General features: G+C 70.2%; 19 protein-coding genes. 9 read left to right on the forward strand and 10 right to left on the reverse strand.

What is annotated here, in order from left to right; genetic code table 11:
* Window positions 1–78 precede the first annotated feature (78 nt).
* Together ACWCQ1_RS08585 and ACWCQ1_RS08590 are read right to left on the reverse strand one after the other, a co-directional pair.
* Window positions 79–1155, reverse strand: coding sequence for a metallophosphoesterase (locus ACWCQ1_RS08585; protein ID WP_133048317.1), 1077 nt, complete (start codon window positions 1153–1155; stop codon window positions 79–81).
* A 200-nt stretch (window positions 1156–1355) separates the two neighbouring features.
* Window positions 1356–2468 carry a LacI family DNA-binding transcriptional regulator gene (locus ACWCQ1_RS08590; RefSeq protein ID WP_451026109.1) on the reverse strand — a complete coding sequence of 371 codons (1113 nt, stop codon included), beginning with the start codon at window positions 2466–2468 and terminating at the stop codon, window positions 1356–1358.
* 451 nt (window positions 2469–2919) lie between these two features.
* Here ACWCQ1_RS08590 and hisC point away from each other — a divergent pair, with 451 nt between their 5' ends.
* From hisC to cydD, 4 genes are all read left to right on the forward strand, one after another.
* Entirely contained in the window at window positions 2920–3999 is a 1080-nt protein-coding gene (gene hisC, locus ACWCQ1_RS08595) for a histidinol-phosphate transaminase (RefSeq protein ID WP_451026110.1), read from the forward strand.
* Between the two features lie 291 nt (window positions 4000–4290).
* Entirely contained in the window at window positions 4291–5799 is a 1509-nt protein-coding gene (locus tag ACWCQ1_RS08600) for a cytochrome ubiquinol oxidase subunit I (protein ID WP_358600510.1), read from the forward strand.
* 18 nt (window positions 5800–5817) lie between these two features.
* The gene (cydB, locus tag ACWCQ1_RS08605) at window positions 5818–6822 is read left to right on the forward strand and encodes a cytochrome d ubiquinol oxidase subunit II (protein ID WP_451026111.1); all 1005 of its coding nucleotides are present in this window, start codon (window positions 5818–5820) and stop codon (window positions 6820–6822) included.
* Between the two features lie 59 nt (window positions 6823–6881).
* Entirely contained in the window at window positions 6882–10376 is a 3495-nt protein-coding gene (gene cydD / locus ACWCQ1_RS08610; protein WP_451026112.1) for a thiol reductant ABC exporter subunit CydD, read from the forward strand.
* A 33-nt stretch (window positions 10377–10409) separates the two neighbouring features.
* Here the strand turns inward: cydD and ACWCQ1_RS08615 are convergent, their stop codons facing one another.
* The 8 genes from ACWCQ1_RS08615 to ACWCQ1_RS08650 all read right to left on the reverse strand — a co-directional run bounded on the left by ACWCQ1_RS08615 (window position 10410) and on the right by ACWCQ1_RS08650 (window position 17852).
* Window positions 10410–11279 (reverse strand): HAD hydrolase family protein, encoded by an 870-nt coding sequence (locus ACWCQ1_RS08615; protein ID WP_133048311.1) that lies wholly within the window; start codon window positions 11277–11279, stop codon window positions 10410–10412.
* A 78-nt stretch (window positions 11280–11357) separates the two neighbouring features.
* Window positions 11358–12263: an LLM class flavin-dependent oxidoreductase gene (locus tag ACWCQ1_RS08620; RefSeq protein ID WP_133048310.1), complete on the reverse strand. Its 906-nt coding sequence runs from the start codon at window positions 12261–12263 to the stop codon at window positions 11358–11360.
* A 51-nt stretch (window positions 12264–12314) separates the two neighbouring features.
* Window positions 12315–12761, reverse strand: coding sequence for a hypothetical protein (locus ACWCQ1_RS08625; protein ID WP_133048309.1), 447 nt, complete (start codon window positions 12759–12761; stop codon window positions 12315–12317).
* Between the two features lie 19 nt (window positions 12762–12780).
* On the reverse strand, window positions 12781–13329 hold the full coding sequence (locus ACWCQ1_RS08630; RefSeq protein ID WP_451026113.1) for an RNA 2'-phosphotransferase: 549 nt from the start codon (window positions 13327–13329) through the stop codon (window positions 12781–12783).
* A 122-nt stretch (window positions 13330–13451) separates the two neighbouring features.
* On the reverse strand, window positions 13452–14390 hold the full coding sequence (locus tag ACWCQ1_RS08635) for a MerR family transcriptional regulator (RefSeq protein ID WP_451026114.1): 939 nt from the start codon (window positions 14388–14390) through the stop codon (window positions 13452–13454).
* Window positions 14387–15256, reverse strand: coding sequence for a metal-dependent hydrolase (locus ACWCQ1_RS08640; RefSeq protein ID WP_451026115.1), 870 nt, complete (start codon window positions 15254–15256; stop codon window positions 14387–14389). The genes ACWCQ1_RS08635 and ACWCQ1_RS08640 overlap by 4 nt, the downstream gene beginning before the upstream one ends.
* On the reverse strand, window positions 15253–17013 hold the full coding sequence (locus ACWCQ1_RS08645) for an SDR family oxidoreductase (protein WP_451026116.1): 1761 nt from the start codon (window positions 17011–17013) through the stop codon (window positions 15253–15255). Before ACWCQ1_RS08645 ends, ACWCQ1_RS08640 begins: the two co-directional genes overlap by 4 nt.
* Window positions 17010–17852 (reverse strand): M24 family metallopeptidase, encoded by an 843-nt coding sequence (locus ACWCQ1_RS08650; protein WP_451026117.1) that lies wholly within the window; start codon window positions 17850–17852, stop codon window positions 17010–17012. The genes ACWCQ1_RS08645 and ACWCQ1_RS08650 overlap by 4 nt, the downstream gene beginning before the upstream one ends.
* 236 nt (window positions 17853–18088) lie before the next feature.
* Here ACWCQ1_RS08650 and ACWCQ1_RS08655 point away from each other — a divergent pair, with 236 nt between their 5' ends.
* From ACWCQ1_RS08655 to ACWCQ1_RS08675, 5 genes are all read left to right on the forward strand, one after another.
* Window positions 18089–19051 carry an ABC transporter ATP-binding protein gene (locus ACWCQ1_RS08655; protein WP_451026152.1) on the forward strand — a complete coding sequence of 321 codons (963 nt, stop codon included), beginning with the start codon at window positions 18089–18091 and terminating at the stop codon, window positions 19049–19051.
* Window positions 19041–19949, forward strand: coding sequence for an ABC transporter permease (locus ACWCQ1_RS08660; RefSeq protein WP_451026118.1), 909 nt, complete (start codon window positions 19041–19043; stop codon window positions 19947–19949). Before ACWCQ1_RS08655 ends, ACWCQ1_RS08660 begins: the two co-directional genes overlap by 11 nt.
* Window positions 19946–20857, forward strand: a complete 912-nt coding sequence (locus tag ACWCQ1_RS08665) for an ABC transporter ATP-binding protein (RefSeq protein WP_133048303.1) — start codon at window positions 19946–19948, stop codon at window positions 20855–20857. The genes ACWCQ1_RS08660 and ACWCQ1_RS08665 overlap by 4 nt, the downstream gene beginning before the upstream one ends.
* 10 nt (window positions 20858–20867) lie before the next feature.
* Window positions 20868–21587, forward strand: a complete 720-nt coding sequence (locus tag ACWCQ1_RS08670) for an ABC transporter permease subunit (protein WP_133048302.1) — start codon at window positions 20868–20870, stop codon at window positions 21585–21587.
* Window positions 21588–21659: 72 nt separating this feature from the next.
* Window positions 21660–21866, forward strand: a complete 207-nt coding sequence (locus ACWCQ1_RS08675; RefSeq protein WP_451026119.1) for an SGM_3592 family protein — start codon at window positions 21660–21662, stop codon at window positions 21864–21866.
* The last annotated feature ends 319 nt before the right edge of the window (window positions 21867–22185 follow it).

The following is a 22185-nucleotide window of genomic DNA, read 5'->3' on the forward strand; positions in this document are numbered from 1 at the left end:
GGGGGTTTCCGGAAATTGGGCCCTGGCCAGGGCCGTTCTCCACGATCCTCCGTGTGGCCCCGCCTGCCCCGAGAACGTTCAGTTATCCAGCGGAAGTTGCTGGACCAGCAGCTTTCCGGCCATGGTCACTCCGCCGTCCATCGCGATGGCCAGGCCGTCCGCGTAGACGTGCGGTCCCTCGACCACCGGCTCCGGGCGCTCCTCGCCGTCCTCGGAACCGACCTCGCCCAGCAGATAGGGAATGGGACTGTGGCCGTGAACGATCCGGGTGCCGCCGTACGTATCCAGCAGGGAGCGTACGGCGTCTGCACCACCCTCGTCGCGGAAGGAGAAGCGCTTGGTGAACTTGCGGAACAGGTCCCAGCACTCGTCGGCGTCGTTACGGGTGAGTGTCTCGCGGACCGTGTCGTTGACCGCCTCGATCGAGTCGCCGTAGTCGAGGTAGGCGGTGGTGTCGGAGTGGACGAGCAGATAGCCGTCGACCTCCTCGACCGCGTCGAGGCGGGCCATCCACTGCAGGTGGTGGTCCTGCAGACGGTCCATGTCGGTCTTCTGCCCGCCGTTGAGCAGCCAGGCCGCCTGGAAGGTGGCGGTGCCCGCGCCGGAGTTGACGGGGGTGTCGCCGAAGCGCTTGGCGCCGAGCAGCAGCAGCTCGTGGTTGCCCATGAGGGCCTTGCAGTAGCCGCCGGCCGCGGCCGCCTCGGCGGACAGCCGCATCACCAGCTCGATGACGCCGATGCCGTCGGGTCCGCGGTCGGTGAAGTCGCCGAGGAACCACAGCCGGGCGGTGCCCGCGCACCAGTTGCCCGCCACGTCGATCAGTCCCTGCTCGCGCAGGGCGGCCAGCAGTTCCTCCAGATAGCCGTGCACGTCCCCCACGACGTACAGCGGCCCCACGCCCTCCGTCTGCTGCGGGATGCCCGCCGACACCGGGTCGACGTTCCCGCCGAGCGGGTCACCGGGCTGGACGACCGGCAGATCGCGCTCGGTGGGTGTGTACCCGTCGGGATACGCCTCCTCCTGGGGCGGTACGACGTCGCCGGGGTGCGTGCTGTGGCCGTACGGGCCGGTCTCGTGGACGTATGCAGGCACCCGGAAGTCGCGCAACGTCGCCGTCCGCTCCACCTCGGGTCCCTGACCGGCCCCCTGAGTCATCAGACCCCTCCACCATCGCGCCGCATCTGCACCGCTTCGGACTGCCTGGTCGCAGCGGCCCGCGGTGTCGTGGGCCCATCATAGGAATGCGGATCGCGCCATGTGATGACCCAGGGGTGGTGAATCGGAGCAAGAGTCCAGTTCACCGCGGCTTTCGCCCCGATTGGGCAGGGCTTCGACCGCTGCTGACAGCGCTTGTTTCACTCCTCTTCGGGCGAACGCGGGGGGCTGACGGTCGTGCGCGGCGGACGTCGCTGGGACGAGGTACGGACGATCAGCTCGGTCGGTATCACCTGCTCGACCGGTTGGTCCGATTCGACCCCCTCGATCGCGTCGATGAGCAGCTGCACCACCGCCGTGCCGATCCGGCGCGGCTTCAGTGAGAGCGTGGTGATCGGCGGTTCGGTGTTGGCGTACACGGTGGATTCGCTGCAGCAGACCAGAAGCAGGTCGTCCGGTACGCGCAGGCCGTAACGACGGGCGGCGGCGAGCAGATCGGTGCCGTTCGGGTCGAACAGCCCGTAGACGGCGTCCGGCCGGTCGGGGCGGGCGAGCAGCCGGTCGGCGGCGACGGCGCCCGCGCACGGATCGTGCGCGGGGTAGGCCTCGTACACCGGGTCCTGGCCGACGCGCTCGCACCAGCGCAGGTACGCCGTCGTGGACAGATGGGTGTACGTGTCCGTCGTGGTCCCCGTCAGCAGACCGATGCGGCGGGCGCCGGCGTCGGCCAGATGGTCGAGGATGCCGAGGACGGCGGCCTCGTGGTCGTTGTCGACCCACGCGGTGACCGGCAGCGCGCCGGCCGGGCGGCCGTCGGAGACGACCGGTAAACCCTGCCGGACCAGTTCGCTGACCACCGGGTCCTTGTCGGACGGGTCGATGACGACCGTGCCGTCCAGTGCCACGTTCGACCAGACGTCGTGACGGGAGGTCGCGGGCAGGATCACCAGGGCATAGCCGCGGGCGAGCGCGGCGGAGGTGGCGGCGCGCGCCATCTCGGCGAAGTACGCGAACTCGGTGAAGGTGAAAGGTTCATCCCCGTACGTCGTCACGGTCAGGCCGATGAGTCCCGACTTGCCCGTACGGAGGGTCCGGGCCGCCGCCGAGGGCCGGTAGCCCAGCCGGTCGGCGACCTCACGGACATGGCGTCGGGTGGCGTCCGGGAGCCTGCCCTTGCCGTTCAGGGCATCGGAGACGGTCGTGATGGAGACTCCGGCGGCGGCGGCCACGTCTCTGATGCCCGCCCGGCCCGGCCGACTGCCTCGACGTGAGGTTTCCGCGCGGCTCACCTGGTGCTTCCCTGCTGCTGTCATGGCGAGCCGATAGTAGGGCTCATGCGGTGGGGTAGGGCGGACGCATATGCACGCGTTGACAGGCACGTTTCTGCATGGTCATTTACCGTCAACTACCTTTGAAAGAGAGTCAGTTGAACGATCCAATGGCACTACGTGACTTGTCGGCACGCATGAGCCTGCCAACTTCCCGATGTCTCGAAGAGGTCTCAACTCACCTGCACGGGTGATGCGCGCCAGGGCGTGAGCCACCGGCGCACAGATATATCTGGCCGCGCCCCTGGACCGGTCCGCGATTCGTCTGGCTTCGTACGGCGATGCCCCTGATGCCTGTGACGGCGGATGCGGTCGGCCGGGCCGCCGGACCGGGTCCGGCCGCACCTGTACGCAGCGGCGCCGAATCCTCATAAGGTGTGGAGTATTGGAAGCCGGCGGCGTGGACCTGCCGCCGGTGGTCGCGAGGAGGACTGCGGTGAGCGAGACGAGCCCCAAGCTGCGCGCCGAGCTGGCGGGGATCCCCACCTACAAGCCGGGCAAGCCTGCCGCGGCCGGTGGCCCGGCGGCCTACAAGCTGTCCTCCAACGAGAACCCCTATCCGCCGCTGCCCGGCGTGATGGAGAGCGTGACGGCCGCGGCCTCGTCCTTCAACCGCTACCCCGACATGGCCTGCACCGGCCTGATGAACGAGCTGTCCGACCGCTTCGGCGTCCCGCTCTCCGACCTGGCGACCGGCACCGGTTCGGTCGGTGTCGCCCAGCAGCTGATCCAGTCCACCGCGGGTCCCGGCGACGAGGTCGTCTACGCCTGGCGCTCCTTCGAGGCGTACCCGATCATCACGCAGATCAGTGGCGCGACCTCGGTCCAGGTGCCGCTGACACCGGGAGATGTGCACGACCTGGACGCCATGGCCGGCGCGATCACCGACCGCACGCGCCTGATCTTCGTCTGCAACCCCAACAACCCGACGGGCACGGTGGTCAGGCGTGCCGAGCTCGAGCGCTTCCTGGACCGGGTGCCGGGCGATGTGCTGGTGGTGCTGGACGAGGCCTACCGCGAGTTCATCCGCGATCCGGAGGTCCCGGACGGGGTGGAGATCTACCGGGAGCGGCCCAACGTCTGTGTGCTGCGCACGTTCTCCAAGGCGTACGGCCTCGCCGGCCTGCGGGTCGGTTTCGCGATCGCCCATGAGCCGGTGGCGGCGGCGCTGCGCAAGACGGCCGTGCCGTTCGGGGTGAGCCAGATCGCTCAGGAGGCGGCGATCGCCTCGCTGCGCGCCGAGGACGAGTTGATCGGACGGGTCGGCTCGCTGGTGTGCGAGCGCACGCGCGTGGTCGACGCGCTGCGTGCCCAGGGCTGGACCGTGCCCGAGACCCAGGCCAACTTCGTTTGGCTGCGGCTGGGGGAGCAGACGGTCGCTTTCGCCGCCTCCTGCGAGCAGCACGGTGTCGTGATCCGGCCGTTCCCGGGCGAGGGTGTGCGGGTGACGGTCGGGGAGACCGAGGCGAACGACATCTTCCTGAAGGTGGCTGAGGGTTTCCGCAAGGAGCTGTGACGGTCCGCAAGAAGCTGTGACGGTCGCCATACAGCGATGGCTGTCGTGATCGTCACGCCGTGACGGCAGTCGGAAGCCGCGGGGCGTCTTGGTTTCACGTGGAACCGAGGCGCCCCGAACGCCAGGTGCCGACCGGCCCTGTCCAGGTGTGACCTATCGGACCCGCTTCAGGACCCCCCGCCCATCCCGGGCCGAACTTCCATGCGCCATAATTGCTTGTGAATGTGAACGCTTTCACAAGCGCTCCTATGAGCGTAAGTTCCACCAGCCTGTGAGGTAAGGAGCGGCGACGTGGACCTGGCTTTGGCGCCGGAGACCCTGGCGCGATGGCAGTTCGGCATCACCACCGTCTACCACTTCCTGTTCGTCCCCCTGACGATCTCGCTCGCCGCCCTGACGGCCGGCCTTCAGACCGCATGGGTGCGCACGGAGAACGAGAAGTACCTCAGGGCGACGAAGTTCTGGGGCAAGCTCTTCCTGATCAACATCGCGATGGGCGTGGTCACGGGCATCGTGCAGGAGTTCCAGTTCGGCATGAACTGGTCCGACTACTCGCGCTTCGTCGGTGACATCTTCGGCGCCCCGCTCGCCTTCGAGGCCCTGATCGCCTTCTTCTTCGAGTCGACCTTCATCGGTCTGTGGATCTTCGGCTGGGACAAGCTTCCGAAGAAGATCCATCTGGCCTGTATCTGGATGGTCTCGCTCGGCACGATCCTGTCGGCGTACTTCATCCTCGCGGCCAACTCCTGGATGCAGCATCCGGTCGGCTACCGGATCAACAAGGCCAAGGGCCGCGCCGAACTCACCGACTTCTGGGCCGTCCTCACCCAGAACACCGCGCTCGCGCAGGCCTTCCACACGCTCACCGCGTGCTTCCTGACCGGCGGCGCGTTCATGGTCGGCATCGCCGCCTTCCACCTGTTCCGCAAGAAGCACGTCCCCGTGATGAAGACCTCGCTGCGGCTGGGCCTGATCACGGTCGTCATCGCCGGACTGCTCACCGCGATCAGCGGGGACACGCTCGGCAAGGTCATGTTCAAGCAGCAGCCGATGAAGATGGCCGCGGCCGAGGCCCTGTGGGACGGCCAGAAGTCGGCGCCGTTCTCGGTCTTCGCCTACGGCGATGTCAGCAAGGGCCACAACACGGTCGAGCTCTCGGTCCCGGGCGTGCTGTCCTTCCTTGCCGACGACGACTTCAACTCCTATGTCCCCGGCATCAACGACACCAACAAGGCCGAGCAGGCCAAGTACGGGCCCGGCGACTACCGGCCCATCATCCCCGTCACCTTCTGGGCGTTCCGCTGGATGATCGGCTTCGGCATGGCGTCCTTCGCGATCGGACTGCTCGGGCTCTGGCTGACCCGCAAGAAGTTCATGCTGCCCCAGCATCTGAGGGTGGGCGAGGACGAGGTGCCGCATCTTGTCCTGTTCCGGAACAAGGCGCTCAACCCGAAGCTCAGCAGGCTGTACTGGCTGGTGGCCATCTGGACCCTGGGCTTCCCGCTGATCGCCAACTCCTGGGGCTGGATCTTCACCGAGATGGGCCGGCAGCCGTGGGTCGTCTACGGCGTCCTGCAGACCCGGCACGCGGTCTCCCCCGGTGTCTCCCAGGCCGAGGTCCTCACTTCGATGATCACCTTCACCGCGCTGTACGCGATCCTCGCCGTCGTCGAGGTCAAGCTGCTGGTGAAGTACGTCAAGGCCGGACCGCCCGAGCTCACCGAGGCCGACCTCAACCCGCCCACGAAGATCGGCGGCGACTCCCGTGACGCCGACAAGCCGATGGCCTTCTCGTACTAGGCCCAGGGAGATCGAGTCATGCAACTTCACGACGTCTGGTTCGTCCTCATCGCCGTCCTGTGGACCGGCTACTTCTTCCTGGAGGGCTTCGACTTCGGGGTCGGCATCCTCACCAGGCTGCTGGCCCGCGACCGGCCCGAGAAGCGGGTGCTGATCAACACCATCGGCCCCGTCTGGGACGGCAACGAGGTGTGGCTGCTCACGGCGGGCGGCGCGACCTTCGCCGCCTTCCCCGAGTGGTACGCCACCCTCTTCTCCGGGTTCTACCTGCCGCTGCTGGTCATCCTGGTCTGCCTGATCGTGCGCGGAGTCGCCTTCGAGTACCGCGCGAAGCGGCCCGAGGAGAACTGGCAGCGCAACTGGGAGACCGCGATCTTCTGGACCTCCCTGCTCCCCGCGTTCCTGTGGGGTGTGGCCTTCGGCAACATCGTGCGGGGCGTGAAGATCGACAAGAACTTCGAGTACGTCGGCAACCTCTGGGACCTGCTCAACCCGTACGCCCTGCTCGGCGGCCTGGTGACACTGACGCTGTTCACCTTCCACGGAGCGGTGTTCACCGCGCTCAAGACCGTCGGTGACATCCGGGAACGGGCGCGGAAGCTGGCCCTCAAGGTGGGGCTCCTGACCGCCGCGCTGGCGCTGGTGTTCCTGCTGTGGACGCAGATCGACAGCGGCGATGCCAAGAGCCTGGTCGCGCTCGTCGTGGCCGTGGCCGCTCTGATCGCGGCGCTGGTGGCGAACCAGGCCGGACGGGAGGGATGGTCGTTCGCGCTGTCCGGGGTCACGATCGTGGCCGCGGTGGCGATGCTCTTCCTCTCCCTCTTCCCGAACGTCATGCCGTCGTCGCTCAACGAGGACTGGAGCCTCACGGTCACCAACGCCTCGTCGAGCCCCTACACCCTGAAGATCATGACCTGGTGCGCCGGGATCGCCACGCCGATCGTGCTGCTCTACCAGGGCTGGACTTACTGGGTGTTCCGCAAGCGGATCGGTACGCAGCACCTCGCCGAGGCCGCGCACTGATTCCGGTTTGGGGCGTGTTTCACGTGAAACATGCCCCTTGAGAAGAGGGTGTGTTTCACGTGAAACCGGTCGACCCGCGCCTGCTCCGATATGCCCGCGCCACCCGCCTGTTCATGGTGGCGGTCGTCGGCCTGGGAGCGGTCGGTGCGGCGCTGGTCATCGCTCAGGCCATGCTCATCGCCGAAGTGGTGGTCGGAGCCTTCCAGCAGGGGATGTCGGTCGCCGAACTCCGCACTCCCCTGCTGTTGTTGGCAGCCGTCGCCTGTGGCCGGGCGCTGGTCTCCTGGCTCACGGAACTCGCCGCCCATCGGGCCAGCGCCGCGGTGAAGTCGGAACTGCGGGGGAGGCTGCTGGAGCGGGCCGGCGCACTGGGCCCGGGGTGGTTGAGCGGGCAGCGGACCGGCTCGCTCGTCGCTCTGGCCACGCGCGGAGTCGACGCACTCGACGACTACTTCTCGCGTTATCTGCCGCAGCTGGGGCTGGCGGTGGTCGTGCCGGTGGCCGTGCTGGCCCGGATCGTCACCGAGGACTGGGTCTCGGCGGCGATCATCATCGGCACGCTGCCGCTCATCCCCGTCTTCATGATGCTGATCGGCTGGGCGACGCAGTCCCGGATGGACCGTCAGTGGAAGCTGCTGTCCCGGTTGTCCGGGCACTTCCTGGACGTCGTGGCGGGGCTGCCGACGCTGAAGGTGTTCGGGCGGGCCAAGGCGCAGGCCGAGTCGATCAAGCGCATCACGGGCGAGTACCGGCAGGCGACCATGCGGACCCTGCGCATCGCCTTCATCTCCTCCTTCGCCCTGGAACTTCTCTCCACGCTCTCGGTGGCACTGGTCGCCGTGACGATCGGCATGCGGTTGGTCGACGGCGAGATGGACCTGTACATCGGTCTCGTCATCCTCGTGCTCGCCCCCGAGGCGTATCTGCCGCTGCGGCAGGTCGGAGCGCAGTACCACGCCGCGGCGGAGGGCCTGGCCGCCGCCGAGGAGATCTTCGCCGTGCTGGAGACGCCCGTTCCGGCGTCGGGCACGGCAGCGGTGTCGACGGGCGCCGTGGTGTTCGAAGGGGTTTCCGTCCGCTACCCGGGCCGGGCCGAGGACGCCGTGTCGGACGTGTCCTTCTCGGTGCGTCCCGGAGAGACGGTCGCGCTGGTCGGACCGAGCGGTGCGGGCAAGTCGACGCTGCTGAACGTGCTGCTGGGGTTCGTGCCGGCCAGTGCGGGGCGGGTGCGGATCGGCGGCACCGACCTCACGGACGTCGATCCGCAGCAGTGGCGCTCACGGATCGCCTGGGTGCCGCAGCGGCCGCATCTGTTCGCCGGGACCATCGCCGAGAACGTACGGCTGGCTCGTCCCGAGGCCGACGAGGCCTCCGTACGCAGGGCGCTGGCGGATGCCGGTGCGCTGGAGTTCGTGGACGCGCTGCCCGCCGGTGCCGAGACGCTGCTCGGCGAGGAGGGTGCGGGCCTGTCCGCCGGTCAGCGGCAGCGGCTGGCCCTGGCCCGGGCGTTCCTCGCGGACCGGCCGGTACTGCTGCTCGACGAGCCGACGGCCGCGCTGGACGGCGCCACCGAGGCCGAGGTCGTGGAGGCGGTACGGCGGCTCGCGGTCGGGCGGACGGTGCTGCTGGTGGTGCATCGGCCGGCGCTGCTCGGGGTGGCGGACCGGGTCGTGCGGCTGGCGGAACCGTCGGCCCCCGTTCCCGTGGAGAACCCGGCTTCCACGGCACCCCGCGCCGAGCGGGAGACGGTCCAGGACATCACCCTCGACGCCGCCGCAGTCACCGAGCCCCCGAAGACCAAGGGCGGCGTCCTCGGCCGTGTCCGTGCCATGTCCGGCCCGCGCCGCAGCCGTCTCGCCCTCGCCCTCCTGCTCGGCTCCCTCGCCCTCGGCAGTGCCGTCGGGCTGATGGCGACCTCCGGGTGGCTCATCTCGCGCGCCTCGCAGCAGCCGCCGGTGCTGTACCTGATGGTGGCGGTGACGGCGACGCGGGCGTTCGGCATCGGGCGGGCCGTGTTCCGGTACGCGGAGCGGCTGGTGTCGCACGACGCGGTGCTGCGGATGCTCGCCGACACCCGGGTCGCCGTCTACCGGCGCCTGGAGCGGCTGGCGCCCGCCGGGCTGCGCGACACCCGCCGGGGCGACCTGCTGTCGCGGCTGGTCGCCGACGTGGACGCGCTGCAGGACTACTGGCTGCGCTGGCTGCTGCCCGCCGGTGCCGCGGTGATCGTCTCCGCCGCTTCCGTCGGCTTCACGGCATGGCTGCTCCCCGAGGCGGGCGCGGTCCTCGCCGTCGGCCTGCTGGCGGCAGGCGTCGGTGTCCCGCTGGTCACCGCCATGGTGTCCCGGCGTGCGGAGCGCCGACTGGCTCCTGCCCGCGGGGTGCTGGCGACGCGCGTGACCGACCTGCTCACCGGCACCGCCGAGCTGACGGTGGCGGGCGCCCTGCCCGCCCGTACCGCCGAGGCGCGGCGGGCCGACGGCACGCTCACCCGGATCGCCTCCCGCGCGGCCACCGCGACCGCGCTCGGCGACGGACTGACCGCGCTGATCTCCGGCCTGACCGTCGCCGCGGCCGCCCTCGCGGGCGCCCAAGGGGTCGCCGACGGCCGGTTGGGCGGCGTGGTGATGGCCGTGGTCGTGCTCACCCCGCTGGCCGCCTTCGAGGCCGTCCTCGGACTGCCCCTGGCCGTGCAGTACCGCCAGCGGGTGCGCAGGAGCGCGGAGCGGGTCCACGAGGTCCTGGACGCGCCCGAACCGGTACGGGAGCCGATGCAGCCCAGGCAGGCGCCCGCCTCCCCGTTCCCGGTCGCCCTCCGGGGGCTCACCGCCCGGTACGCGGGCCAGGAACGGGACGCCCTCGCCGGCCTCGACCTCACCCTCGACCAAGGGCGCCGGATCGCCGTGGTCGGCCCCTCCGGCTCCGGCAAGACCACCCTCGCGCAGGTGCTGCTGCGGTTCCTGGACGCGGACGCGGGCTCCTACACGCTGGCCGGCGTGGACGCGCACGCCCTCGACGGCGACGACGTCCGCAAGCTCGTCGGATTGTGTGCGCAGGACGCGCACCTCTTCGACAGCTCGGTGCGCGAGAACCTGCTGCTGGCGAAGAAGGACGCCACCGAGGACGAACTGCGGCACGCCCTGCGGCGTGCCCGGCTGCTCGCCTGGGGCGACGGTCTGCCCGACGGGCTCGACACGCTCGTCGGCGAGCACGGGGCACGGCTGTCCGGCGGGCAGCGGCAGCGGCTCGCGCTGGCCCGCGCGCTGCTGGCCGACTTCCCGGTGCTGGTGCTCGACGAGCCCGCCGAGCACCTCGACCTGACGACGGCCGACGCGCTCACCGCCGATCTGCTGGCCGCCACCGAGGGGCGTACGACCCTGCTCATCACGCACCGGCTGGCCGGGCTGGAGGCGGTGGACGAGGTCGTCGTACTCGACGGGGGACGGGTCGTGCAGCGCGGGACGTACGCCGAACTGGCCGCCGTCCCCGGGCCGCTGCGGGCGATGGTGGAGCGGGAGGCGGAGACGGAGTCGCTGGTGCTGGGAGCGGCGTAGGACCGGAACGGTCCTCAAGTTCCCGTCGGCCGACTAGGCCTGCTCCGCCAGCATCCGCTCGATCACGACCGCCACCCCGTCGTCGTTGTTGGCGACCGTCCGGCCGGACGCGGCCGCGATGACGTCGGGGTGGGCGTTGCCCATGGCGTACGAGCGGCCCGCCCAGGTCAGCATCTCGACGTCGTTCGGCATGTCCCCGAAGGCGACGACCTCCTCGTGCGAGATGCCGCGCTCGGCGCAGCACAGGGCGAGTGTGCTGGCCTTGGAGACGCCGGGGCCGCTGAGCTCGAGCAGGGCGCTGGGGCTGGAGCGGGTGACGGTGGCGCGGTCGCCGATGGCGAGGCGGGCCAGGGTGAGGAAGGCGTCCGGGTCGATCGTGGGGTGGTAGGCGAGGATCTTCAGGACCGGCTCCTCGGCGCCCGGGCCGTCCGGCGCGAGGAGGTCCTCGGCCGGGGCGAGGTTGTCCGGGATCTCCATGTGCAGGGCGGGATAGTCCGGCTCCTGGTGGAAGCCGTAGGTCTGCTCGATCGCGTACACCGTGCCCGGAGCCGCCTCCCGCAGCAGCAGAGCCGCGTCCAGCGCGTTCTCCCGCGCCAGCTCGCGCACCTTCACGAAGCGGTGGGCGCCGGGGCCGCCGTGCAGGTCGACCACGGCGGCACCGTTGCCGCAGATCGCGAGGCCGTGGCCGTGCACATGCTCACTGACGACGTCCATCCAGCGGGCCGGCCGTCCGGTGACGAAGAAGACCTCGATGCCCGCTTCCTCGGCGGCGGCGAGAGCGGCGACCGTGCGTGGGGAGACCGACTTGTCGTCCCGCAACAGGGTGCCGTCGAGATCGGTGGCTATGAGCCGCGGCGGTACGGCGGCGGCCGGGGTCTCGGGCTGTCGAGTCGCTGAGGTCACCGGGCCATTCTCCCGCACATGCCCGCGCGACCGTGCGGGAGTGCCCACAGGCGGTGCACAGACGACACCCAGTCGCGGTCAGCCCAGCTGGGCGGGCGCCTCCATGGCGATCTGCTCGAAGACCTTCTCGTCGGCGGCGAAGACGGTGTCGGGCACGGGCCAGTGGATCACGATCTCGGTGAAGCCGAGCTCCCGGTGCCGGCCCGCGAAGTCCACGAACGCGTCCAGCGACTCCAGCGGGCGGCCACGGTCCGGGGTGAAGCCGGTGAGCAGGATCTTGTCCATGTCCGCCGCGTTACGGCCGATCGCGGCGCACGCGTCGGCGAGGTTCTCGGCCTGTCCGCGAATGGCTTGAACCGACTGTTCAGGAGTGCCGTTCTCGTACAGCCGGGGATCCCCTGTGGTCACCCATGCCTGTCCGTACCGTGCGGCGAGCTTCAGCCCGCGGGGCCCGGTGGCGGCGATGGCGAAGGGCAGCCGGGGCCGCTGCACACAGCCGGGGATGTTGCGCGCCTCGTGCGCCGAGTAGAAGTCGCCCCCGTACGACACCTCGTCCTCGGTCAGCAGCCGGTCCAGCAGCGGCACGAACTCCGCGAGACGGTTCGCCCGTTCGCGCGGGGTCCACGGCTCCTGGCCGAGCGCGGTGGCGTCGAAGCCGGTGCCGCCCGCGCCGATGCCGAGGGTGATCCGGCCGGCGGAGATGTCGTCGAGGGAGATCAGCTCCTTGGCGAGGGTGACCGGGTGCCGGAAGTTCGGCGAGGTCACCAGCGTGCCCAGGCGCAGTCGTTCGGTGACGGCCGCGGCGGCGGTCAGTGTCGGCAGGGCCCCGAACCACGGGCCGTCCCGGAACGGGACGCGCCAGGAGAGATGGTCGTAGGTGTAGGCGGTGTGGAAGCCGAGCTGCTCGGCCCGCTGCCATGCCATGCGGCCGCCCTCGTGCCAGCGGCGGTGCGGAAGGATCACGGTGCTCAAGCGCAGACTCATGTGTCGAGCGTAAGCGGGAGAGAGGGTTTCACGTGAAACGGTCACCGACGGTCATCGCACGCGGCCGCTGAGCCAGGGCGTGAGGGTGAGCATCGGCACGTACTCGCGATGCGTACGGTCCCCGGGCAGCGGCACGATCAGGAAGTGGCCGGGCGGAAAGCGGCGGCTCTTGACGTGGGCGCGATCGTCGAAGAGGGACCGGAGGAAAGCGGGGACGTCGTCGCGGGCGACGTCGGGGCACTGGACGCCCTCGACTTCGATCAGCGCGTCGTCGTCCGGGTAGAGCCGCACACTCACTCGGGGCAGTCCGCCGAACTCGGCGTACGCCTCGTGCGGAAGGGAGCCGTCCGGGTCGGTGGTGACGCCGATGCCCGCGGCGGTGCGGCGGGAGGTCTGGTCGGCGCCGATGTCGTGGCTCACCTCGATCTCGCGCCCGTACTCGGCTGCGATGGCGCGAAGGGCGTTGACGGCGGCCTGGGTGGTGGGGAGATGATCCATACGGTGGATCATGCAGGGCTCAGTGCGCTTCGGGGAACCTCAGGTACCGCGGCGGTACGGCCTGTGTCAGCCACACGCCGTTGGCGCTGACGTGGAAGACATGCCCGTCGCGGTGCATGGCGCCCGCGTCCACGGAGAGCACGACGGGCCGTCCGCGGCGCGCGCCGACCCGGGTCGCCGTCTCACGGTCGGCTGAGAGATGGACGTCGTGCCGGTTCATGGGGCGCAGCCCCTCGGCACGGATCGCGTCCAGGTTGCGGGCCACGGTGCCGTGGTAGAGGTACGGCGGCGGGGTCGCCGGGGGGAGGCCCAGTTCGACCTCGATGCTGTGGCCCTGACTGGCGCGGATCCGGGTGCCGTCGATCGCGAAGCGCTTCTTGTCGTTGTGGGCGACCACATGGTCGAGTTCGGCGCGGGTGAAGCGGAAGCCGTGCGCGGCGGCCGCGGCGATCAGCACGTCGATCTCGACCCAGCCGGCCTCGTCCAGCGTGAGCCCGATCCGCTCGGGCTGGTGGCGCAGGTGCTTCGAGAGGTACTTGGACACCTTGACGGTGCGTCTTTCATCCATCCGCTCAGCATGGCGGGAGAGACGCGCATCACGCAGATTATTTTCGCCCGGAGGTTTGATCCACAACCAACTGTAGTTATCCACAGGCTACTTGGCAGTTCTGTGGACAACTCCCCGACATGTCAGCCCTCTTCGTCAAGATCGACTGGGGGTCCACCCCTTGACGTGAGCGCGTCCAACTCCCGTGCCCGCACCTCGCGTTCAGCCGCCAGCGCCACGAACTGAGCCACCCGCTCCGCCCCAACCAGTCCCTCCACCGCCCGCATTGTCTCCTCGGGCAGGAACACGGAGCGTGACACCGCCCGCTCCTCCGGCACCTCACGCCTCTCCAACTGCCGCCGGAGATGCCGCACCGCCAACGACCGCATCGCCCGCGCCAGTTCCGCGTCCACCGTCTGCTGCGCCAGGGGCCGCAGCCGTCGTACCAGGGAGGCCGCCTCGGCCGCGTCCGCGTCGGTCGGACGGTGCGGTCCCCGCAGATAGCGAGCGAAGACGTGCTCCGTGGTGAACTCAAGGAAACGGGCGGCGATGTGCTCGACCTGTCCCCTCAACTCCCGCAGATGACCGGAGATCGCGGACAACGGAACGCCTGCGCCGTACAACTCGGCCGCGACGGCCAGCTCTTGGGGGCTGGGCACGAGGAAGACGCCCTCGTCGCCGGGCACCGGCTCCAGCACCCCGAGCTCCACCGCCTCGGCGACCGCCTCGTCGTCGGGGGAACCGCCGAACCGTTCGTCCAGCTCGGCGCGTGAGATCCGTACCGCCTCCTCGTCGGTCCACGGCCCGTCCACCTCGGCGACCAGCCCCAGCACTCCGCCGAGCCCCCGGCCGGCGTCCCACGCCTCCAGGAGCTCCCTGATGGACGCCAGGGTGTAGCCGCGGTCGAGGAGGTCGGCGATCTGGCGCAGCCGGACGAGATGGGCGTCGGAGTAGACGTTGGCACGGCCACGGCGTTCGGGGCGGGGGAGCAGCCCGCGGTCCTGGTAGGCGCGGATCGTACGGACCGTGGCGCCGCTGCGGTGCGCCAGATCCTCGATCCGGTATCCGGCCGTCCCGCTCACGCCGCCGTCCCCGCGGCGGGTGACCTGCGCAGGTACGCCACCGCGCGGCTCAACGACCCTTCTTGCGACGGGTGGTGGGACCGCCGGAAGTACCGCGGAATCGCCGCCCCGAGGTCTTTCCAGGCCGGCAGCAGACCTTTGCGCACAGCCTTGTTGTGCTCTGCCAGGGAGTAGCGGGCACGGCCGGCGAGCTGCGGGTCGTGGTGTATGAGATACGCCGATCCCCATACCCACAGGTACAGCATCACGGGCGCGGTCACGGCCATCGCGGCGAGGCGGCGGGCGTAACGGGGCGCGCCCGTGCCGCCGCAGTGCTGGTACATGTCGAAGGCGACCGCCCGGTGTTCGACCTCCTCGGCGCCGTGCCAGCGCAGCAGGTCGAGCATGACCTCGTCGGCGCCGGCCGCGTCGAGGCCGTCGGCGGACAGGATCCAGTCGCCGAGCACCGCCGTGAACTGCTCGATCGCGGCGACGACCGCGAGCCGGAAGCGCAGCCACTCGCGCGCGGGCAGCGGCGCGTTCAGCGGAGGCCGCTCACCCAGCAGCCGCTCGAAGAGGAAGTCGACGTACCGGGTGAAGTCCGCGGTGTCGAGCCGCTGGGCCGCCAGGTGGTCCAGCACGTACGCGTGCTGCACGCTGTGCGTGGCCTCCTGGCCCATGAACCCCTTGACGTCCGCGAGCAGTTCGGCATCCCTGACCAGCGGCAGCCCTTCCTTGAACACCTTCACGAACCACCGCTCACCCGCCGGCAGCAGCAGGTGCAGCACATTGATCACGTGCGTCGCGGTCGGCTCGCCCGGTATCCAGTGCAGCGGCGTGCGCGACCAGTCGAAGGACACCCGCCGGGGTGCGATCGGCGCGCTCACAGCGGGGGCTCCAGTCGTGCGATCGCCCGCAACGCGCGCGGGGTGAGGCGGGACATGAGCCGGGCGCCCCGCGCCTCGGGGGTGACGGGTACGACGGCCCGGTTGCGCACGACCGCCTTCAGGATCGCGTCGGCGACCTTCTCCGGCGGGTAGTTCCTCAGGCCGTACAGCCGTGCCGTCCTCTTCTGGCGCCGCTTCTCCTCCTCCGCGTCCACGCCCGCGAAGCGCGCGGTGGAGGTGATGTTCGTGTTGACGAAGCCGGGACATATGGCGCTCACGCCGATTCCCCGACCGGCGAGTTCGGCGCGCAGGCACTCGCTCAGCATCAGCACCGCCGCCTTGGAGGTGCTGTAGGCGGGCAGCGCCCTGGAGGGCTGGTAGGCCGCCGCAGACGCGGTGTTGACGATGTGGCCGCCCTGGCCGCGCTCGGCCATCTGCCTTCCGAAGAGCCGGCAGCCGTGGATGACCCCCCACAGGTTGACGTCGAGGACCTTCCTCCAGTCCTCCGGGGTCGTGTCGAAGAAGGAGCCGCCCAGGCCGATCCCCGCGTTGTTGACGAGGACGTCCACCACGCCGTACTCGGCGGCGACCTTGTCGGCGAGCTTCTCCATGGCCTGCTCGTCGGAGACGTCGACCGTCTCCGCCCACGCCTCGGGGGCGCCGATCAGCCGGGACAGTTCCGCGGTGCGGGCGGCGGCCTCCGCGTCCCGGTCGACGGCGACCACGCGCGCGCCCGCCTCGGCGAACGCGAACGCAGTGGCCCGGCCGATGCCGCTGCCCGCGCCGGTGACCAGCACGAGCTGCCCGCCGAAGCGGTCGGCGTACCTGCCGGTGGGCTTGACCGTCTCGGGCCCGCCGTCCTCGACCGACCGCACGAACTCGGTGATCCAGGCGGTCAGTTGGTCGGGCCGGGTGCGGGGTATCCAGTGCTTGGCCGGGAGGGTGCGGCGGGTGAGCCGCGGAACCCACCGGTCCAGGTCGTCGTAGAGCCGCTCGGAGAGGAAGGCGTCGTCGAGGGGCGTGATGAGCTGCACGGGCGCGTGTGCGTGTGCGTCGGGGCGCGGGCGGCGCAGTCGGGCGCGGACGTTGTCGCGGTACAGCCACGCCCCGTGTGCCGCGTCCCTGGGGAGCGAGGAGGTCGGGTAGTCGCCGCCGGGGACCTTCTCGACGCGCTCCAGGATGCGCGGCCAGCGTTTGCCGAGGGGGCCGCGCCAGGCGAGTTCGGGCAGCACGGGCGTGTGCAGGGCGTAGACGTACCAGGACTTGGCGCCCTGGCCGATGAGCTGGCCCAGGCGGCGCGGTGTGGGCTTCCTCAGTCGCTGGTCGATCCAGTGGCCGAAGTGGTCCAGGGACAGACCGGACATCGACGTGAAGGAGGCGATGCGTCCCTCGGTGCGCCGGACGGTGACGAACTCCCAGGACTGCACCGAGCCCCAGTCGTGCCCCACGACGTGCACCGGGCGGTCCGGGCTGACGGCGTCGATCACCGCCAGGAAGTCGTCGGTCAGCTTCTCCAGGGTGAAGCCGCCGCGCAGTGGCCGCGGCGCCGTCGACCGGCCGTGTCCGCGGACGTCGTACAGCACGACGTGGAAGCGTTCGGCCAGCCGTGGGGCCACCTCGGACCACACCTCCTTGCTGTCCGGGTAGCCGTGCACCAGCACGACCGTCGGCCGCCCGGGCTCGCCCAGCTCGGCGACGCACAGCTCGATGCCCCCGGTGTGCACCCGGCGCTCGCGCGCGCCCTCCAGTACCGTCACTTCTCCTCCGCCCAGCGCCGCACGTGCGGCAGATCGTCGTCCAGCCAGAAGGCGCTCTGCAGGGGATCCTTCGAGTCGGTGACGACGAGGATCTCCTCGAACTTCGCACCCGTGCCCCGGAACCCGAGATGGGGCTCGACCGCCCACAGACCCGGCTGCGGCGGGTGGTCGGAGAAGCGGTAGGGCGACCACAGCGGCGACCAGCCCTCGCGGTGACCGTGCAGCCCGTCGGAGGCGAGGCCCTTGAGCGCCTGGGTGCCGAACCCGAAGACGTGCGGTGACCAGCGACGCCGCTTCACCCGGCCGACCTTGTGGGCGATCACGCCGAAGGGGTAGGCGCGGTGCCGGTTGGCGTAGCCCTGGCGCACCATGAGGCGGTCCACGTCCTCGTAGATCTCGCGCAGCGGGCGCCGCTCGCGGACCTCGCGCAGGATCAGCTCCCGGTGCGCCTCCAGGTCCGCCATGAGCCGGTCCTGCACCGGGTTGGGGCCGAGGGAGCCGGAGTAGCCGATGTCCGCGGTGCAGCCGTCGAGGACGGGGGCCATGTCGAGGATGAACGGCATTCCCGGCTCCAGGCGCCGGTCGGTCGGGAAGAACTGCAGGGGGACGCGGAAGTTCACGAACGCGGTGCGGTCGCCGAACCAGGCGAAGGGCAGATGGAACCAGTCCCGCACGCCCCGCTCGCGCAGCCAGGACCGCTGCATGCGGGCCGCCTCCCGCTCGGTCACCCCCGGTCGCAGCCGGGCGGCGACCGCTTCGGCGCACTCGTAGGCGAGGCGCTGCACCTTTCTGAACCCCCTCAGCCGCGCCGAGAGTTCGCCCGTCACTGCCGTCGTCATGCCACCGCCCACCCCTCGTCGTACCTCGACCGCGGTACGTGTCCGTAACGTGACACCGGTGAATGTGACAGTTGTTAGAGGCTGCGTCAACAGCTCGGCTCCCGCCTGTGGATAACTCTGCGTAGCTCTCAGGTAGGGGAATCCCCTACGGCCCCGTACATCTGGAGACTGAGACGAAGACGGCCCTCGGGTCTGACTACAGGGGTGGTCCAGGTCACTACCTTCGAAGCGTGACTGTGATCGCGACCGAAAGCCTGAGCAAGCGGTTCCCCCGGGTGACCGCGCTTGACCGGCTCTCCGTCGACGTCGGGCCCGGTGTGACCGGACTCGTCGGAGCGAACGGAGCCGGCAAGTCCACACTGATCAAGATCCTGCTGGGTCTGTCCCCCGCCTCCGAGGGCCGAGCCGAAGTGCTCGGGCTCGACGTCGCGACCAAGGGTGCCGCCATCCGCGAGCGGGTCGGCTACATGCCGGAGCACGACTGCCTGCCGCCGGACGTCTCGGCGACCGAGTTCGTCGTGCACATGGCCCGTATGTCGGGCCTGCCGCCGACCGCCGCCCGCGAGCGCACCGCCGACACCCTGCGCCACGTCGGCCTGTACGAGGAGCGCTATCGCCCCATCGGCGGCTACTCGACCGGCATGAAGCAGCGCGTGAAGCTCGCGCAGGCCCTGGTGCACGACCCGCAGCTGGTCTTCCTGGACGAGCCGACCAACGGCCTCGACCCGGTCGGCCGCGACGAGATGCTCGGCCTGATCCGCCGCATCCACACCGACTTCGGCATCTCGGTCCTGGTCACCTCCCACCTCCTGGGCGAACTCGAACGCACCTGCGACCACGTCGTCGTCATCGACGGCGGCAAGCTGCTGCGCTCCAGCTCCACCACGGACTTCACCCAGACCACGACCACCCTCGCGGTCGAGGTCACCGACACCGACGAGCACCCCGACGGCACGCGCGCGATGCGCGAGGCGCTGCACGCGCGCGGGGTGACCGTCGAGGCGGGCAGCGGACTGCCGGGCGCGGGCCACATCCTGCTGCTGACCGCGCAGGGCGAGGAGACCTACGACCTGGTCCGTGACGTCGTCGCCGACCTGGGCCTGGGCCTCGTGCGCATGGAGCAGCGCAGGCACCACATCTCGGAGGTCTTCACCACCGAGGACGAGCAGCGCAAGGAGGCGGCAGTCCATGGCAGTTGAGCACCCCACGGCCGCTGTACCGGGTGACCAGACCCGCATCCACAACATCGGCTACCGCAACTACGACGGCCCCCGCCTCGGCCGCTCCTACGCCACCCGTTCCCTCTACTCGCAGTCCCTGCGCGGCGCCTACGGCCTCGGACGCTCCATCAAGTCCAAGGTGCTGCCGATGCTGCTGTTCGTGGTGATGTGCGTGCCCGCGGCCATCATGGTCGCCGTCGCGGTCGCCACCAAGGCCAAGGAACTGCCCGTCGACTACACGCGCTACGCGATCATCATGCAGGCCGTCATCAGCCTGTACGTCGCCTCGCAGGCGCCCCAGTCCGTCTCCCGGGACCTGCGCTTCAAGACCGTCCCGCTGTACTTCTCGCGGCCGATCGAGACCGCCGACTACGTCCGCGCGAAGTACGCGGCGCTGGCCTCCGCGATGTTCGTCCTCACCGCGGCCCCGCTGATCGTGCTCTACGTGGGCGCGCTGCTGGCCAAACTCGACTTCGCGCACCAGACCAAGGGGTTCGCACAGGGGCTGGTCTCCGTGGCACTGCTCTCCCTGCTCTTCGCCGGCATCGGCCTGGTCATCGCCTCGGTGACGCCCCGGCGCGGCTTCGGCATCGCGGCCGTCATCGCCGTACTGACCATCTCCTACGGCGCCGTCTCCACGCTCCAGGCCATCGCCGACGCGCAGAACAGCAGCGGCGCCATCCCCTGGATCGGCCTCTTCTCGCCCGTCACGCTCATCGACGGAGTCCAGTCGGCCTTCCTTGGCGCGAGTTCGGCGTTCCCCGGCGCGGTCGGCCCCACCAACGGCGAGGGCGCGGTCTACGTGCTGGTCGTCCTGGGTCTGATCGCCGCCTGCTACGGCCTCCTGATGCGCCGCTACAAGAAGGTGGGACTGTGACCACGCTCTCCATCGACCACGTCTCCCGCTGGTTCGGCAACGTGGTCGCCGTCAACGACATCACCATGACCATCGGCCCCGGCGTCACCGGCCTGCTCGGCCCCAACGGCGCCGGGAAGTCGACCCTCATCAACATGATGGCCGGCTTCCTCGCCCCCTCCACCGGCACCGTCACCCTCGACGGCGAGCAGGTGTGGCGCAACGAGGCGATCTACCGGCACATCGGCATCGTCCCCGAGCGCGAGGCGATGTACGACTTCCTCACCGGACGCGAATTCGTCGTCGCCAACGCGGAGTTGCACGGCCTCGGCGAGAAGGCCGCCCAACGGGCGCTCGCGACGGTCGAGATGGAGTACGCGCAGGACCGCAAGATCTCCACCTACTCCAAGGGCATGCGCCAGCGCGTGAAGATGGCGTCCGCCCTGGTCCACGACCCCTCGCTGCTCCTGCTGGACGAGCCCTTCAACGGCATGGACCCGCGCCAGCGGATGCAGCTGATGGACCTGCTGCGGCGCATGGGCGACGAGGGCCGCACGGTGCTGTTCTCGTCCCACATCCTCGAAGAGGTCGAGCAGCTCGCCTGGCACATCGAGGTCGTCGTGGCCGGACGGCACGCGGCCAGCGGCGACTTCCGCAAGATCCGCCGGCTGATGACCGACCGCCCGCACCGCTACCTGGTCCGCTCCAGCGACGACCGCGCCCTCGCGGCCGCGCTGATCGCCGACCCGTCCACGTCCGGCATCGAGGTCGACCTCGCGGAGGGCGCGTTGCGCGTCCAGGCCGTCGACTTCGGCCGCTTCACCGCCCTGCTGCCCCGGGTCGCCCGTGACCACGGCATCCGGCTGCTCACGGTCTCGCCGTCCGACGAGTCCCTCGAGTCCGTCTTCTCTTACCTGGTCGCGGCGTAGGAGGCCGAAGATGTACGACCCCACAGTCGCCCGGCTCACCTACCGGGCCCTGCTCGGCCGCCGCCGGGCCCTCATCCTGGGGGCCCTGCCCCTGCTGCTCATCGTCATCTCCGTCGTCGTCCGCGCCCTCGCCGGAGCCGACGACCAGACGGCCGCCGACCTGCTGGGCGGGCTCGCGCTCGCCACGATGGTGCCCATCATCGGTGTCATCGCCGGTACGGGCGCGATCGGCCCGGAGATCGACGACGGCTCGGTGGTGTACCTGCTGTCCAAGCCGCTCAAGCGTCCGACGATCATCTTCACCAAGCTGATCGTGGCGATCGCGGTCACCATGGTCTTCTCGGCCCTGCCGACCCTGATCGCCGGGTTCATCCTCAACGGCAACGGACAGCAGATCGCGGTCGCCTACACGGTCGCGGCCCTGGTCTCCTCGATCGCCTACGCGGCGCTGTTCCTCCTGCTGGGCACGGTGTCCCGGCACGCGGTGGTCTTCGGACTCGTCTACGCCCTCGTCTGGGAGGCCCTGTTCGGCTCCCTGGTGCCCGGCGCGCGCACGCTCAGCGTCCAGCAGTGGTCGCTGGCCGTCGCCCACAAGGTGGCCGGCGGGGACCTGGTGACCTCGGACGTCGGCCTGACCACGGCGACGGTGTTCCTGGTCGTGGTGACCGTACTGGCCACCTGGTACGCGGGACAGAAGCTGCGGTCGCTGACGCTGGCGGGAGAGGAGTAGACGCCGGCCTTATTGACGGGGACTTCACCCCTGTCCGGGCACACTGGGCAAAAGGGAAGTGGGCTGAGAGGAATGGGGATGGCAGACAACTGGGACGACCTCGTCCTGGACGAGAACTTCATACGGTCCGCCGAGACGACCGAACCCTCAGCCCGCGCCCGGATGCTCGCCGCCCGCTGGCGCACCGAGGAACCGGAGCCGCAGCCCTGGCGCTCCGACGAACCGCCCGCCGGGTGGTTCTTCAGCAGGGGACGCCGCCGGAAGTGGCGCCGGCGGTAGACCGTCGTACGGCCGTTTTATTCGGTGGCGTCCAACTCGTCCGACCGGCACAGTGGTTGTGTCCACACCGCCGGACGACGAGTCCGGCGCCACGTTCTGGGAGAGGAGCCGGCGATGTCCATGCACGACAGTCCGTCGAGCTCCCGCCAGGGCAGTTCACGGAGGACTCCGGTGTAGTTACCCCACCGTCGAGTCCACTTTCAGCAACTGCCCGGGGCGGCCGCTTCGAGCACGCGGCGCGCTGCGCCGGCGTGGGCCGCCTTCCCTGTCGCCCCCTGCTGCAAGGGGGCACCCACCGCTGGAGCGGCACGGGCCGGTC

The organism is Streptomyces sp. NPDC002144, assembly GCF_053593695.1.

Bases quoted from the DNA above. Each gene is read 5' to 3' on its own strand.
- ACWCQ1_RS08630 (WP_451026113.1), bottom strand. From the start codon at position 13,329: ATGGATGAAAGACGCACCGTCAAGGTGTCCAAGTACCTCTCGAAGCAC.
- ACWCQ1_RS08585 (WP_133048317.1), bottom strand. From the start codon at position 1,155: ATGACTCAGGGGGCCGGTCAGGGACCCGAGGTGGAGCGGACGGCGACG.
- ACWCQ1_RS08660 (WP_451026118.1), top strand. From the start codon at position 19,041: ATGGCAGTTGAGCACCCCACGGCCGCTGTACCGGGTGACCAGACCCGC.
- ACWCQ1_RS08625 (WP_133048309.1), bottom strand. From the start codon at position 12,761: ATGGATCATCTCCCCACCACCCAGGCCGCCGTCAACGCCCTTCGCGCC.
- ACWCQ1_RS08670 (WP_133048302.1), top strand. From the start codon at position 20,868: ATGTACGACCCCACAGTCGCCCGGCTCACCTACCGGGCCCTGCTCGGC.
- cydB (WP_451026111.1), top strand. From the start codon at position 5,818: ATGCAACTTCACGACGTCTGGTTCGTCCTCATCGCCGTCCTGTGGACC.
- ACWCQ1_RS08650 (WP_451026117.1), bottom strand. From the start codon at position 17,852: ATGACGACGGCAGTGACGGGCGAACTCTCGGCGCGGCTGAGGGGGTTC.
- ACWCQ1_RS08675 (WP_451026119.1), top strand. From the start codon at position 21,660: ATGGGGATGGCAGACAACTGGGACGACCTCGTCCTGGACGAGAACTTC.
- ACWCQ1_RS08620 (WP_133048310.1), bottom strand. From the start codon at position 12,263: ATGAGTCTGCGCTTGAGCACCGTGATCCTTCCGCACCGCCGCTGGCAC.
- ACWCQ1_RS08590 (WP_451026109.1), bottom strand. From the start codon at position 2,468: ATGACAGCAGCAGGGAAGCACCAGGTGAGCCGCGCGGAAACCTCACGT.